The 14,878-nt window shown below is 63.7% G+C and carries 14 protein-coding genes and 1 tRNA gene; 3 read left to right on the forward strand and 12 right to left on the reverse strand.

The annotated features are described in order from the left end of the window. Positions 1–80: 80 nt before the first annotated feature. The gene (locus ACFC2Y_RS14945) at positions 81–1,343 is read left to right on the forward strand and encodes a TetR/AcrR family transcriptional regulator (RefSeq protein ID WP_375176109.1); all 1,263 of its coding nucleotides are present in this window, start codon (positions 81–83) and stop codon (positions 1,341–1,343) included. Here ACFC2Y_RS14945 and ACFC2Y_RS14950 read toward each other — a convergent pair whose 3' ends face one another. Continuing rightward, entirely contained in the window at positions 1,344–2,861 is a 1,518-nt protein-coding gene (locus ACFC2Y_RS14950) for a flavin-containing monooxygenase (protein WP_375176110.1), read from the reverse strand. Between the two features lie 183 nt (positions 2,862–3,044). Here ACFC2Y_RS14950 and ACFC2Y_RS14955 point away from each other — a divergent pair, with 183 nt between their 5' ends. Then, entirely contained in the window at positions 3,045–3,938 is an 894-nt protein-coding gene (locus tag ACFC2Y_RS14955) for an alpha/beta fold hydrolase (RefSeq protein ID WP_375176111.1), read from the forward strand. Between the two features lie 98 nt (positions 3,939–4,036). On the opposite strand, the gene ACFC2Y_RS14960 is transcribed toward ACFC2Y_RS14955, so the two are convergent. From ACFC2Y_RS14960 to ACFC2Y_RS15000, 9 genes are all read right to left on the reverse strand, one after another. Further along, positions 4,037–4,927, reverse strand: a complete 891-nt coding sequence (locus ACFC2Y_RS14960; RefSeq protein WP_375176112.1) for an acyl-CoA thioesterase — start codon at positions 4,925–4,927, stop codon at positions 4,037–4,039. Between the two features lie 150 nt (positions 4,928–5,077). Next, complete coding sequence (locus ACFC2Y_RS14965; protein ID WP_375176113.1) at positions 5,078–6,058, reverse strand: ABC transporter ATP-binding protein; 981 nt, start codon at positions 6,056–6,058, stop codon at positions 5,078–5,080. Further along, positions 6,055–7,041 (reverse strand): ABC transporter ATP-binding protein, encoded by a 987-nt coding sequence (locus ACFC2Y_RS14970; RefSeq protein ID WP_375176114.1) that lies wholly within the window; start codon positions 7,039–7,041, stop codon positions 6,055–6,057. The genes ACFC2Y_RS14965 and ACFC2Y_RS14970 overlap by 4 nt, the downstream gene beginning before the upstream one ends. 11 nt (positions 7,042–7,052) lie before the next feature. Then, complete coding sequence (locus ACFC2Y_RS14975) at positions 7,053–7,964, reverse strand: ABC transporter permease (protein ID WP_375176115.1); 912 nt, start codon at positions 7,962–7,964, stop codon at positions 7,053–7,055. Next, the gene (locus ACFC2Y_RS14980; protein WP_375176116.1) at positions 7,957–8,910 is read right to left on the reverse strand and encodes an ABC transporter permease; all 954 of its coding nucleotides are present in this window, start codon (positions 8,908–8,910) and stop codon (positions 7,957–7,959) included. The genes ACFC2Y_RS14975 and ACFC2Y_RS14980 overlap by 8 nt, the downstream gene beginning before the upstream one ends. A 94-nt stretch (positions 8,911–9,004) precedes the next feature. Further along, a complete protein-coding gene (locus ACFC2Y_RS14985) occupies positions 9,005–10,561 on the reverse strand; it encodes an ABC transporter substrate-binding protein (RefSeq protein WP_375176117.1) in 1,557 nt (518 codons plus the stop codon). A gap of 435 nt (positions 10,562–10,996) precedes the next feature. Continuing rightward, the gene (locus ACFC2Y_RS14990; protein ID WP_375176118.1) at positions 10,997–11,464 is read right to left on the reverse strand and encodes a DUF2948 family protein; all 468 of its coding nucleotides are present in this window, start codon (positions 11,462–11,464) and stop codon (positions 10,997–10,999) included. Then, positions 11,461–12,729: a UDP-N-acetylglucosamine 1-carboxyvinyltransferase gene (murA, locus tag ACFC2Y_RS14995; RefSeq protein WP_375176119.1), complete on the reverse strand. Its 1,269-nt coding sequence runs from the start codon at positions 12,727–12,729 to the stop codon at positions 11,461–11,463. Before murA ends, ACFC2Y_RS14990 begins: the two co-directional genes overlap by 4 nt. A gap of 36 nt (positions 12,730–12,765) precedes the next feature. Continuing rightward, entirely contained in the window at positions 12,766–12,918 is a 153-nt protein-coding gene (locus ACFC2Y_RS15000; protein ID WP_375176120.1) for a hypothetical protein, read from the reverse strand. Positions 12,919–13,023: 105 nt separating this feature from the next. Between ACFC2Y_RS15000 and ACFC2Y_RS15005 the strand changes: the two genes are divergently transcribed. Next, positions 13,024–13,098 (forward strand) — tRNA-Thr (locus tag ACFC2Y_RS15005). 190 nt (positions 13,099–13,288) lie between these two features. Here the strand turns inward: ACFC2Y_RS15005 and ACFC2Y_RS15010 are convergent. Both ACFC2Y_RS15010 and ACFC2Y_RS15015 read right to left on the reverse strand, forming a co-directional pair. Beyond that, positions 13,289–14,053, reverse strand: coding sequence for an ABC transporter permease (locus ACFC2Y_RS15010; RefSeq protein WP_375176121.1), 765 nt, complete (start codon positions 14,051–14,053; stop codon positions 13,289–13,291). After that, complete coding sequence (locus ACFC2Y_RS15015) at positions 14,053–14,853, reverse strand: ABC transporter ATP-binding protein (RefSeq protein ID WP_375176122.1); 801 nt, start codon at positions 14,851–14,853, stop codon at positions 14,053–14,055. Before ACFC2Y_RS15015 ends, ACFC2Y_RS15010 begins: the two co-directional genes overlap by 1 nt. Positions 14,854–14,878: the final 25 nt, after the last annotated feature.

The raw sequence follows: 14,878 nt of genomic DNA on the forward strand, positions 1-14,878 counted from the left end.
CGCACCCGGCCCGGCCATGTTGCCGCGATGCGGCGGTTGTGCCGCGTGACACCGTGCCAGCCGCTTGCTATTGCTAGAAAATGACGACGCCGACTGCCTCCGCGCCCATATCGCCGCCCCCGGCCCAGACCGAACGGACCGCCCCGTCGGACCGCTTCCGCGCGAAACGGGACCGCATCCTCGACGCGGCCTCGCAGGTGATCAACGAACGCGGGCTGCGGGGTCTGACCTTCGTCAGCGTGGCCGAGGCGGTGAATATGAACACCACCTCCATCACCTACTACTTCAAGCGCAAGGAACTCCTGGCCGCCGCAACGCTGCAACGGACCATCGACAAGATGCAGGTCGGCGCCGAAATGGCCCTGCGCGAACCGACGCCGGAGGCACGGGTCAAACGGCTGCTGACCTACGTCATGGAAGAAAGTGCCGAGGAACGCATCGGCCACCGCCGCCCCCTGGCGCGCCTGTCGGATATCCGCTCGCTTCAGGAACCCCTGCGGACGGAGCTGAACAACCGCTATATGGATCTCTTCCGCATGGTGGTGAAGTTCTTTGACGATCTGCCCTCCTCGCGGCGCGATCTGAACTGGGCCCGCACCTATGTCCTGTTGGACTCCCTGCACTGGGCCCGTGTCTGGCTGAACAAATATTCCGTCGGCGACTACGAACGCGTCCACGCCCGCCTGATGGAGCTTTACCGCCACGGCTATGCCGGGGAAGGGCAGACCTGGGATCCCGCCCGACTGGACGTGCCCAACAGCGACACCGAAAGCACCGAGGTCAACCGCGAGACCTATCTGCGCGCCGCCACGATCATGATGAACGAGCGCGGCTACCGCGGCGCTTCCGTCGAACGGATTGCCGGGGCGCTGAACCTCTCCAAGGGGTCCTTCTATCATCACCTCGATGGCAAGGACGGGCTGGTCACCGACTGCTTTGATCGCTCCTATACCCGGGTCAGCCTGACACAGCGCGCCGCCATGGCGCTGGAGGGCAGCTGGTTCGACCGGCTGACCGCCGCCACCGCCGCCCTGACCGATGTGCAGTTCGAGGCGACCTTCCCCCTGCTCCGCGTCACCGCGCTCAGCGCCCTGCCGCGCGAATTGCGCCTGCCGATCCTCGAACGATCCGACCGCATTTCGCAGCGTTTCGCGGGCATGATGATCGACGGGATCACCGAAGGCTCCATTCGTGCGATTGACCCGCTGATTGCCTCTCAATGCCTGATCGCCTCGCTCAATTCGGCCTTCGATTTCCGGCTCTGGGCCGAGCATCGTCAGGACCGCGACACCGCCGTCCGGCTCTATTCCAGCGTCCTCGCCTTCGGCATGCTGGATCGCTGATTACTCCGCCGCCATCTCTACCGCATCCGGGGCGCGCTGCTCTGGCGGAAACTCCACCGCCTCGCCCTTGGAGAAGCTGAGCGAGCCGTCATCCACCGCCCCGCGTTTCAGCGTCTTGCGGTCCCAGAAATACTCCTGCTCGTGCACCCAGGGAAAGGCCGTGCCGTGTTTCGGCAGTCGGTCCCGCACCCGCAGGAAATAGCCGCTGGTGAACTTGATCGCATTGGAGATCGTGCCGAAATCCTCGGACGAGGCGCGCGGCACAACCTGGGTGTAGCCCTTGGCATCCATATGCTTGATGAGCCGCATCGCATATTCCGCCACAAGATCGACCTTCAGCGTCCAGGAGGCATTGGTGTAGCCGGTCACGTAGATTAGGTTGGGCATGTTGGAATACATGAACCCCTTGTAGACCAGCAGCTTGCCCGGGCTTACCGCCTGCCCGTCGACGCTGAAATCTGCGCCACCAAGCGTCTCCAGAACCAGCCCCGTCGCCGTCACGATGATATCCGCCTCCAGCTCCGGTCCGTCGGCCATGCGCAGCCCTGTCTCGGTGAAGGTCTCGATTTCGCCGGTGACCATGGTGGCCTTCTTCTGACGCAGCACCTCGAAGAGGTCGCCGTCCGGCACCGCACATATCCGCTGCTGTCCGGGCCAATAGGGAGGCGTGAAATGATCCTGCCAGTCCGGCAGTGCATCCTTGAGCTCCTTGCCGACCATGCCGACAAGAAGTTTCTTCATCCCCTTGATGTCACTGATGAACTTCTTGCGCCGCAGCCGCCCGGTCCAGATCACCTTCCACCGGGTCAACCAATAGCCCAGCTTGCCCGGGAACAAGGTCTTGAGGACGTTACCGACCTTGTCCTTCGAGGGTCTATTTACAACGTAAGTCGGGGTGCGCTGCACCTGCCAGACATGTTCGGCCTCCTGCGCCAGCGTCGGGGTCAGCGTGACCGCCGTGGCGCCGGAGCCGATGATGACGATCTTCTTGCCCGCGTAGTCCAGGTCTTCGGGCCAGAACTGCGGATGCACCAGCGTTCCCTTGTAGCTGTCATAGCCCGGAAACTCCGGCAGATACCCTTCGTGATGGCGGTAATAGCCCGCGCAGGACAGCACGAAGCGCGCGGTCATGGTGATCTCTTCCCCCGCGTGATCGACCGTCAGAACCCACATCTGATCGGCGGTCGAATAGTCGGCGCGCAGCACCTTGTGCTCGTACCGGACATGCGGGTCGATCCCGTAGTCGCGCGCGGTTTCCTTCACATAGTCGAGGATCGCCGGGCCGTCCGCGATCGCCTTGGCATCCTTCCACGGCTTAAAGGCGTAACCCATGGTGTGCATGTCGCTGTCCGACCGGATACCGGGATACCGAAACAGGTCCCAGGTCCCGCCCATGCGCGGCTTGGTCTCCAGCACGACAAAGCTCTTCTCCGGGCAATCGGTCTTGAGATAACGGGCCACGCCGATCCCCGACAGCCCGGCCCCGATGATGATGACGTCCCGATCCGGCTTTGCCATGTCACATACCCATTCTTCAAACTTTCACCTGTATAGCCACAGACCCCCGCCGGTTCCAATGCGAAACTTTATTTCGCGATGTGAATTTTCCCCATGTTTTCCTCTTCCGGCCCTCATCAATTCCCCCTACTCTCCGCGCCAAGGACCAGACCGGTCCCATTGGCGGCAGGAGGAGACCCAGGAATGCCCACAGCACAGGTGAACGGAATCGAGATCTGGTATGACGTGATCGGACCGGACGACGGCAAACCGATCCTTCTGATTTCCGGTGTCGGCACCCAGAGCACCCGCTGGAAGGACGATTTTGTGGCCGAGCTGACGGCCCGTGGCTATCGCGTCATCAAGATGGACAACCGCGACATCGGGCTGAGCCAGAAGTTCACAGATCACGGCATCCCGGATTTCAAGAAGGTCCTCACCGACAAGGCTATGGGCCGGACGCCCGACCTGCCTTACACCCTGTCGGACATGGCGGCCGATGGCGCGGCCCTGCTGGACCATCTGGAGATCGACAAGGCGCATATCTGCGGTTTTTCCATGGGCGGCATGATCGTGCAGCTGATGGCGATCGAACACCCCGACAAGGTCCTGTCGATGACCTCCGTCATGTCGAACACCGGCAACCCCGACCTGCCCCGCGCCACCGATGCCGCCATGGCCGCCCTCACCCGGCCCCGCCCTGATGCGCTGGTCGACCGCGAACGCGCCATCCAGTCGCGGATCGAGACCGACAGGGTCATCGGCTCCCCCGCCTATCCGATCCCGGAGGAGGAGCTGCGCGCCCATGCCGAGGCCGACCTCGACCGGTCGATCCACCCCACGGGCTTCTCCCGCCAGTATGCCGCGATCCTCGCCACCCGCGACCGCCGGGCGGAACTGCAGAAACTGACCATGCCCGTCTCGGTCATCCACGGCGTCGCCGACCCGCTGGTCCCGGTCGAGGGCGGGCGCGACACCGCCGCCAACTGCCCGACCGCCGAGCTGATCGAGATCGAGGGCATGGGCCACAACTTCCCGCGCGAGGTTTACGAACAGGTGCTGGACGGGATCGACCGCGCGGTGAATCGGGCGGGGTGATCACCGCGCTCCAAAGCGCAGAGACGCAAAAGGCGGGGTGAAACCCCGCCCTACAAATATTGTCACGTGGCTGTAGGGTGGGGTTTCACCCCACCACATCACTTCGGCAGTTTCTGCCGCGTCATGCCTTCCTGTGCCAGGGTCGCCACCAGCCGTCCGTCGCGGGTAAAGAACCGCCCGCGCGTCAAACCGCGGCCGCCCCCGGTCCATGGGCTTTCCATGCAGAAGAGCAGCCAGTCATCCACGCGGAAGTCACCGTGGATCCACATCGAATGGTCCAGCGAGGCAACGCGCATCCCGACCGTGTGGAAGTTGATCCCATGCACCGCCAGCGCCGCCCCGATCAACCCCATGTCCGAGGCATAGACCAGCGCCCCGCGATGCAGGTTCGGATCATCGGGCAGCGGCGCCTTGGTCTTGATCCAGCGGTAGGTTTCTCCCTTCACCGGCGTGTCGATGAAGGGCGGCAACGGCTGGCAGGGGCGCATTTCCACCGGGCGGTTCCAGCGCATGAAGCGGCGGAAGCTGTCCGGCAGCTCCCCCTCATAGGTCTCGACCATCTCCTTTTCGCTCATGCAGTCCTCGGGCATGGGCACATCGGCGGGCATTTCGGTCGCATGGCTGAACCCCTCTTCCTGCACCTGGAAGGAGGCCGCGAGGTTGAGGATCGGTTGTCCGTTCTGGATCGCGATGACCCGGCGGGTGGCAAAGGAATTGCCATCCATGTCCCGCTCTACCCGGTAGAGCACCGGCTTGGTCGCATCGCCCGGGCGCATGAAATAGGCGTGCAGCGAATGGTTGACCTTGCCCCCGTCGACCGTCTGGATCGCCGACATCAGCGCCTGGCCCAGCACCTGCCCGCCGAACATCCGCCCCTCGCCATTCGGGGTCTCGATCCCGCGGAAGAAATTGTCCTCGATCCGCTCGACATTGAGGATCTGGACAAGCTGGTCTGGCATCGGATGCTGGGTTTCTGCTGTGTCGGTCATCTTGGTCTCTTTGATCTGGCTCCCCGATAGGTCCCGCCAAATCGTCAGGAATGCAAGGCCATTCTGCACCTGCAAAAACCCCGACACAGGATCGCGGGCAGGCCCGCGATGGCCTTCGGCGAGGATATTTGCGGCAAAAAGAAGAGGCCCTCAGGCCTCCTCTAGATGCGGATGATGACAGGCCACAACCTGCCCGGCGGCGGCGGGCCGAAGGTCCGGCATCTCCTGCGCGCAGATCTCGCTCGCCCGAGGGCAGCGGGTGCGGAACGGGCAGCCCGAAGGCGGGTTCACCGGCGAGGGCAACTCCCCCGGGACCAGGTCCATGTGATGCGCGGGGGCATCGGGATCAGGTTCCGGCACCGCCGAGAGCAGCGTGCGGGTATAGGGATGCACCGGGTTGCGATATATCGTCTCCGCATCCGCCAACTCGCACAACCGCCCCAGATACATGACCGCCACCCGGTCGGAGACATGTTTCACCACGGCCAGATCATGGCTGATGAACAGCATCGTCAGCCCAAGCTCTTTCTTGAGCTTTTCCAGAAGGTTGAGAACCTGAGCCTGGACCGAGACATCCAGAGCCGAGACCGCCTCGTCACAGACCAGAAGATCAGGCTGCAAGACCAGCGCCCGCGCGATGGAGATCCGCTGGCATTGCCCGCCGGAGAATTCGTGCGGGCGTCGGTCCATCGCCTGTTCGGCGTTGATCCCGACCGTCTCCAGCATCTCCGCCACCCGCGCCTCGCGCTCGGCCTTGGTCCCGATCCCGGCGATTTCCAGCGGGGCGGAGACGATCTCGCGGATGGTCATGCGCGGATTGAGCGAGGCGATCGGATCCTGAAAGATCATCTGGAACCGCCGCCGCGCCTTCTGCAGGGACTTGCCCCGCAATCCGGTCAACTCCTCCCCATCCAGGTAGACCTTGCCACCTGTCGGGCGCGGCAGCTGCATCACCGCCCGCGCGGCCGAGGATTTGCCGCAGCCGGATTCCCCGACGAGACCCAGGGTTTCGCCCTTGCGCACATGGGCGGTGAACTGGGTCACCGCATGGACCTTCTTGCCGCCCCGCAGCGGGTATTCGACGGTCAGCTCTTCGATGGACAGGAAGTTGTCCGGGGCCTGCACGTTCATGCCGCGACCTCCTCGCCCAGGGGCTTGATACAGGCCCATTGATGATGCTCGCTGCCTTCGAGCATCGGTTTGCCCGCATCGCAGGCGGCCTCCGCATATTTGCAGCGCGGCGCAAAGGGGCAGCCCGGCGGCGGGTTGATGATGTCCGGCGGCCGCCCCTCGATCGCGTCGAGCTTGCGGTGCGGCGGGTCGGTGATCTTGGGGATCGAAGACAGCAGCGCGGCGGTATAGGGCATCCGCGTCTTGTGGAAGAGATCGCGCACCGGCGCCTTTTCAACGATCCGGCCCGCATACATCACGGCCACATCGTCACAGCGCCCCGCCACCACGCCCATGTCGTGGGTGATCAGGATCATGGCCATGTTCCGCTCGCGCACCATCCGGCCGAGCAGGTCCAGGATCTCCGCCTGCACCGTCACATCCAGCGCCGTGGTCGGTTCATCCGCGATCAGCAGGTCGGGCTCGCAGGCGATGGCGATGGCGATGGCCACGCGCTGGCGCATGCCGCCCGACAGCTGGTGCGGATACTGGTCCACCCGCACATCCGGCTGCGGCAGGCCAACGGCGGTCAGCAGCTCCACCGCCTTTGCCCGCGCCGGGCCGCGCTTCATGCCCATGTGGAACATGAGCACTTCCATGATCTGCTTGCCGATCGTCAGCACCGGGTTGAGCGAGGTCATCGGGTCCTGAAAGATGATCGCCACCTCCGGCCCGCGCAGCCGCCGCAACTCCTTTTCCGACATCCGGGTCAGGTCGCGGCCGTTGAGGATCACCTTGCTCTCCTCCGGCACCACGGCATTGCCCGGCAGGAGCCGCATGATCGAGCGGGACAGGACGGATTTGCCCGACCCGGATTCGCCCACGACGCCAAGCGTCTTGCCCCGTTCCAGCGTGAAGCTCACGCCATCCACCGCCTGCGCCATGCCGCGTCCTGTGAAGAAGGCGGTCTTCTGGTTGCGCACGTCGAGAATGATTTCTCCCATCTGACCCTCCCTCAGATCGCGCCTTCGCGGACATCCGCGAGACGGCGGCGGATCGCATCGCCGACAAGGTTGAAGCTGAGCACCGTCATGAACATGACGATGGTCGGATACATCGCGATATGCGGCATGGTCGACAGGACCTCCCGCCCCTCCGCGATGATCCCGCCCCAGCTAGGCGTCGGCGCCTTGACCGACAGACCGAGGAACGACAGCGAGCCTTCGATCACGATGGCGATCGGGATGTCGATCAGGATGAAGGCGATGAGCGGCCAGATGATGTTCGGAAAGACCTCCTTGCGCAGGATGCGGAAATCGGACGCGCCCATGGCCTTGGCCGCCAGCACGAACTCCCGCCCGGCATAGTTCAGCGTTGCCGCCCGGGTGATCCGCGCCGCCGTCGGAATAAAGAGCAGCCCGAGCGAGACGCAGACCATGAAAAGCGAGCCGCCGAAAACGACCGAGAATAGGAGCAGGATGACGAGGCCCGGGATAGCCAGCCAGGCATCGATCAGGATGCCGATCACCTCGTCCGCCCAACCGCGGTAATAGCCCGCGATCATGCCCAGGATCATCCCCAGACCGACCCCGATGAAGGGGGCGGCAAAGCCCACGGTCAGCGACACGCGGCCGCCGTAGATGATCCGGCTCAGCAGGTCACGGCCCAGGTTGTCGGTGCCCAGGGGATGCCCCTCCACCGGGGGCGACTGGATATAGGCCCAGTCGATTTCGTCCGCCGGTGGCAGCCCCCAGAGCGGCGCGAAGATACAGGCGATGGCCACGATGATCAGCCAGACCATGGGCACCCAGAAATAAGCCCCGAAGCGACGCGATTTCTTGTGCAGCGCAATGGCCAGCGCATTGCGGTCGATCTCGGGCTTGTCGCCCTTCTCCGACCGCTGTCCCGAAGAGGTCACGTCAGCCATGGGCGCCTCCTGTTCTCACACGCGGGTCGAGGTAGGCATAGGCGATATCGACCAGGAAGTTGGCGGTCACGAAGGCCAGCGCAAAGAAGGTCACGCAGCCCTGGATGACGATGAAGTCGCGGGTGTAGACCGCGTGGATCAACAGCCGTCCGACACCGGGAATACCGAAGATCTGCTCGATGATGATCGTGCCGCCCAGAAGGCGCGCGACCTGAAGGCCAAGCAGCGTGATCATCGAAAAGGACGAGGGCCGCAGCGCATGCACGATCAGGATGCGCAGGTTCGACATGCCCTTGGCCCGGGCCAGCGCGATGTAGTTTTCCTGCAGGACCGAAATCATCTCGGCCCGCAGTGTTCGCATCAGGATGGTCCATTCGACGAGGGCCAGCGACAGCGCCGGCAGGATCATCGGTTTGAGATTGGCCCAGAGCCCTTCTGACAGGGGTTCATATCCCGTCGCCGGCAGCCAGCCGAGGCCAAGCGCCATGACAAAGATCAGCAGGATCGCCGTCATGAAGGACGGCATGGAGACCGAAGCAAAAGCCAGGGACCCGATGATCTGATCCGCCCGCCCGTTTGGCCGGAAGGCCGATATCACCCCCGCCGGGATCGCGAGGCAAAGCGCGATGAGTTGTGCCAGCAGCATCAGTTCGAAGGACACCGGGAAACGGTCGGTCACGGCCTCCCAGACGTCTTCGTCGCTGATGAAGGACCGGCCCCAGTCGCCGACAAAGACCCCGCCAACCCATTCGAAGTACCGCAGCACCACGGGTCGGTCGAGGCCGAGGTCTTCCCGGATGGCCTGAACCTGCTCTTCCGACGAGTCCATGCCCGCCATTTCATAAGCCACATCGCCCGGCAAAACATTGACGAGCAGGAAGGTAATAAACGTCACGACCCCGAGCACGATGGCCAGACGCCTGAGCCTGTAAAGTAGATAGCGCATTGCGATCCCCGGTTGCGGACAGTGAGTGTGCCCGCCAGAAGTCAGAAGCCCCGCCGATGCACCCTCATGCACCGGCGGGGCGATGTCCGCTGGATCAGGACTGTTCGTCGATCCAGGCGCGGGTCACGTCCACGGCACCGCGGTAAGGTGCCGGGACACCTTTCACACGCGGCGTGGTAAAGGCGTAGTACTGCCCGCCGCCACGATAGAGGACGCCGCCATCGTCGTTCATCATCGAGACCATTTCACACTGCATGTTCAGACGATCCTCCATCGAGGTCGCAACACGCATCTTCTTGGCCAGCTCCGCCAGTTCCGGATTGTCGAACCCGGTCAGGTTGTAGGAGCTTCCCGGCGTGACATAGGCAAAAAGCTGCGGACCCATGTCGGCCCCGTCAGCGATCCGCCAGCCGGTGATGTCGAACTCACCCTTGAAGGTGCGCGCCACCAGGGTGGACTGGTCCACCGGTGCCAGTTCGATATTGATACCGGCCGCTTTTGCGGTCTGCTGATAGATCTCGCCCAGTTCACGCCCGCGCGGGGTGGTAGTGTGGATCATGGTCAGCGTCGGGATCTCCGTCGCGCCTGTCTCGGCCTTGTAGGCCTCAAGATACTCCTTGGCTTTTTCAATGTTGAACTCGCGGTAGTTCGCGTCACCGCAATCCTTGATCGGACCAAGCGGATGGGTCACCGCCGGACGCGTGTTCTGCCAGGAGATCTTCACCAGAGCATCCTGGTTCCACGCATGGGCCAGTGCCTTGCGCAGGTTCGCGTTCGACAGCGGTTCCTTGCGACCGTTCAGCAGGTTGATCGCCGCCCCTGCCCCGACCGTGGTCAGGGTGACAAGCTTGTCATCCTTCTGCGCCTCGACGATCGACGGGCCGCGGTCCGTCCACATCACGTCCACTTCACCGGAACGCAGCGATGCGAAACGGGTCTGGGTGTCCGGCAGGATGCGGAATGTGATCTTGTCGAGGTTGATCTCGTCCGCGTTCCAGTAATCCGGGTTGCGTTCGACGATGATCCGGTCGCCCGAGGCCCATTCGACGAACTTGAACGGCCCGGTGCCGACGGGGCTGCGGTTCTGCGTATCCGCCTCGACCGCCTCTTTCGCCGGGATCGGCCCGGACATGGAGGTCGTGGCCAGATAGGGCAGCAGCGCCATCCACGGATGCGCCAGATGGAATTCGACGGTCAGCGGGTCGACGGCGACGACCTTCTCGATGGACGCGATGAAGGACCGCGAGGCGGACTTCATCTCGGGATCGAGGATACGATTGTAATGCGCGGCCACGTCTTCGGCATCGAAATCGCTGCCGTCATGGAACTTCACGCCTTCGCGCAGCTTCAGCGTCCAGACGGTCTGGCTGTCATCGACCGACCACTCTGTCGCCAGCAGCGGCTCGAACTCGCCGGTGTCCGGATTGTAGTCGAGCAGCGGCTCCTGCATGGAGCGCATCACGATTTCACCGGTCTGGCCAAGCACGCCGCCCTTGACGGTGTCGAAGCCCCGCACATCGGTTTCGATAGCGACGGTCAGTTCACCGCCCTTCTTGGCCATTCCATGGGACTCGGCAAAAGCCGCCGTCCCCGCCAGCATGGCGAGCGCCGTCGTCGCGGCAAGTTTAAAAGGCAGACGGGTGGTCCGCATCCTGAATTCCTCCCTGAGATTTTCTCGAACCGCTCTCCAGGCGGTTGAAGGAATATTGATCGTGATTTGCCCCCCTGTGAATACCCTATCTTCAAATTTTTCCCTTTTTGCGGGGATTTGCATGACAGTGTCAGCTTTTGGCCTGCTAAACTGCGGAACTATATTGCGCTGTGCGGACATTCAGGAGAATTGCACAAAGTCGTTATTTTATATGACCTTAAAGAGATCACATTTGATCGGAACGGACCCTCAGCCCCCTACCATTCCGCATGACGGAAGGCCCGGAAATCCCGCTGCAACGCAGCGTAAACTGAATGCATACGCAGCAGAATAGCACCATACCCGATATTGGAATCCGAAATCTTGCCAGGCCGAGTCGGCCCGTGGGCGTCCCGCAAAGCGGAATGCCGGTACGATTCCAAAGGTGTTTCCAGCTCAATCGTGCTGCGGCGTCCGCCCCGACACGGCCCCATAGGGCCGGGTCACATCGCGCAACCGCGCTTGCGGCGCCTCCACCGTGATCCGGATCGCGCCATCCCCCGCAAGGGTCAGCAGCACCGCCCCGCCCGGGGCCTCCTCCGCCGCCTCGAAACTCACCGACAGCAGCGACAGAACCAGATCCTTGTCCGAACGGTCCAGGCCCAGGCTGGCCACGGACACCACATTCTCGATTGCCAGGATCGCGCGCACCCGCTCCGGCCCGTGGCGCTCGGCCCCCGCATCTTCCCATCTGAACCGGTTCAGCAGGATCGAGAACCGCCGCGCCCCCCGCTCCCAGCTCATATCGCCGACACCAAAGACCGCGTCCTGCGCCAGCGCCGAGAGGACCGTCAGATCCTCCGCATCCTCGGCCCCGAGGTTCAGGGGCGCCTCGCGCCCGTCGTCAAATCTGGCGTCGCTCATGCCCCGGTCACCCGTTCGATCTTGGCCCCGCAGGCCGAGAGTTTCTCTTCCACGCGCTCATACCCACGGTCCAGGTGATAGACACGGCTCACCACCGTCTCTCCCTCCGCCGCCAGCCCGGCCAGGATCAGGCTGACCGAGGCCCGCAGGTCCGTTGCCATCACCGGCGCGCCCTTGAGCCGCCCGACACCGGTCACCGTCGCCGTTCCGCCATGAACGTCGATCTGCGCGCCCATCCGGATCAGTTCCGGCGCATGCATGAACCGGTTCTCGAATATCTTTTCTTCCAGCACCGACACCCCGTCCGCCGTACACAGCAGCGCCATCATCTGCGCCTGCAGGTCGGTCGGAAAGCCCGGGAACGGCTCCGTCGTGACATCCACCGCCCGCACCCGGTCGCCCCGACGCTTCACCTTCAGCCCCCCGGGCGTTTCGGTCACCTCGACATCCGCCGCGTCCAGCTTCTCGGCAAAGGCCGCCACCAGATCCATCCGGCCGCCGAGGCATTCCACCTCACCACCACAGATCGCCGGGGCCAGCATATATGTCCCCAGCTCGATCCGATCGGTCACCACCGGATGGGTCGCCCCGCCCAGGCGGTCGACGCCCTGCACCGTGATCTCCGACGTGCCGTCGCCCTCGATCTGCGCGCCCATGCGGCGCAGGCAATCCGCCAGGTCGACGATTTCCGGCTCCCGCGCGGCATTCTTGATGACCGTGGTCCCTTTGGCCAGCGTCGCCGCCATCAGCGCGTTCTCCGTCGCCCCGACCGAGACAAAGGGGAACTCGACCACCCCACCCTTCAGACCGCCGGGGGCCTTGGCGTGGACGTAGCCTTCCTTCAGCTCCAGCTCCGCCCCCAGGGCCTCCAGCGCCTTGAGATGCAGATCCACCGGCCGCGCACCGATGGCACAGCCGCCGGGCAGCGACACCACCGCATGACCGAACCGCGCCAGCATCGGCCCCAGTACAAGGATCGAGGCCCGCATCTTTCGTACGATGTCATAATCGGCCTTGTGGTTGTCGATCCCATGCGACGACATCGCCAGCACCCGCCCATCGTTCAGCGCCGTCACCTCCGCCCCAAGCGACTGCAGCAGCGTCGACATGGTGCGGATATCCGACAGGCGCGGCGCATTGGTCAGCGTCAACGGCTCTTCCGATAACAAGGTCGCCGGCATCAGCGTGAGGCAGGCATTCTTCGCCCCCGCAATGGGAATGGCGCCGTTGAGCGGGCCGTTGCCCGTGACGATGATCTGATCCATGTGACTGCCTTTCGCCTCGCCGCCCCGTCAGGGCCGCTATTTATCTGCTTTCCCCTCGCTCCCGGCGGCCCGGGCTTTCGCCTGCGCCTTGCGCCGCGCCAGGTTCGCCTTGAGCGCCGCTTTCAGCCTGTCATCGCGGCTTGCAGCAGGCTTGGCACCGGCTTTGGAGGGGGTGTTTTTCTCACTCATGGCCCCTGTGTAAATCAGTCCGGAAAAAGCGTCCAGATTGCGCTTGCATCAGGTCGCGATACCCACTAATCACCCGCCACGGCCCGGACGCCTCCGGTCAAACGGGCTGCTGTAGCTCAGAGGTAGAGCACTCCCTTGGTAAGGGAGAGGTCGAGAGTTCAATTCTCTCCAGCAGCACCATCTCTTTTTGCCAAAGGCAAAAAGCGAACGACATCAACGACAGCGCAACGTCCAGCGGCACGTGGTTCGCAGAACCACTGAGTTCCCGCGCCAAAACATTTACCCCAGGAACGCCCGGAACGAAAAAGGGCCAGCTCCCGCCAGCCCCTTCACCTTACCAGAAATACTCCCGCCGGAGGCATCGGCCCCGTTACCCCTGCGGCCGCTCCGCCCATCCGGCAAAGATCTTCTCCAGCGCAACCACGGCGTAGTAGAGAACGATCCCCAGCACCGCCAGCGCGATCAGCACCGCGAACATCAGCGGGTAGTTGGAGTTCGTCTGACCCGACAGGAACAGCGCCCCCAGCCCCCGCCCGTGGGGCGAGATAATTTCGACCAGGTTCGTACCGATAAAGGCAAGTGTGACCGAGACCTTCAGCGCTCCGAAGAATTCCGGCAGGGTCTTTGGCAGGGCGATCTTGCGGAAGATCGTCACCCGCGACGCGCCGAGGGAGCGCAGGATGTCGCGGTATTCCGGCTCCAGCGTCGACAGCCCGATCCCGACCGACACCGCGATCGGGAAGAAGGAGATCAGAAAGGCCATCAGCACCGTGTTGAAATTGTGCTGCCCGATGAAGAGTAGCGCCAGCACCGGCACCAGGGTCGCCTTAGGGATGGCGTTGAAGCCGACCAGCAGCGGATAAAGCGCATCTCGTGCGATCCGGCTGAAGCCCATGATCATGCCCAGAAGCGTGCCAAAGATCACCGCCAGCAACAGCCCCGCCACCGTGCGCCAGAGGGTTTGCCAGCTCCCTTCGAGGAACAGCCCCCAGAACCGGGTATAGGCCTGCGGCAGGTCCGAGGGTGAGGCCATGACGTAATCCGGCCAGCCGTTCACCCAGACGATGAACTCCCAGAAGGCGACGAAGGCCGCGATGGCCAGGATCGGCACCCCGATTTTCTGCAGGTTCTGCATCACTGCGCCTCCGCCGGTTGCCGCCCCTGAGCGATCTGGATCTGTTCGCGCAGCACGGCCAGCATCTCGGCGCATTCGGGGGTATAGAGCCCTTCCAGCTGCCGCAGCCCGCCGTCGCCGGGATACTTCACATCCAGCACATATTGCGTTGTGGCCGGGCGGCCCGACAGCACGATCACCTGGTCGCCCAGATAGACGCTTTCGCGCAGGTCATGGGTGATCAGCACCGCGGTAAACGGCTCCTGCGCGCGCAGGGCGTGCATGGTCTGCCACAGATCCTCGCGCGTGAAGGCATCCAGCGCGCCAAAGGGTTCATCCATGATCAGCACATCCGGCTTGTGCACGATCGACCGGCAGAGCGAGGCACGCTGGCGCATACCGCCCGACAGCTCCGACGGCCGCTTGTTCTCGAACCCATCCAGACCGACCAGCTTCAGCAGCTCCATGGCCCGGGCCGTCCGGTCCCCGCGTGGCATCGAGGGCGCGACGATTTCCAGCGGCAGGATCACGTTGTCGAGGATCGTTCGCCATTCCAGCAGCACCGGGTTCTGAAAGGCCATGCCCACGGTTTTGCGCGGGGATTTGACCAGCTCGCCATGCAGCCAGACCTCGCCGGTGTCGGGCTTCATCAGCCCCGCCACCAGCCGCGTCAGGGTGGATTTGCCACAACCCGAGGGGCCGACCACGGCGGCAAACTCGCCTTCGGGCACGTCGATGTTCAGATTGTCCAGAACCGGCAGCGGGCCGTTCGGGGTCTTGTAGGCGTGGGTCACGCCCTTGATCTCGATGAGGTTCGTCATGATGAAACGGGGGCGGCACCCTGGC

The sequence above is a fragment of the Pseudooceanicola sp. genome (assembly GCF_041987405.1).
Classification (GTDB): domain Bacteria; phylum Pseudomonadota; class Alphaproteobacteria; order Rhodobacterales; family Rhodobacteraceae; genus Pseudooceanicola.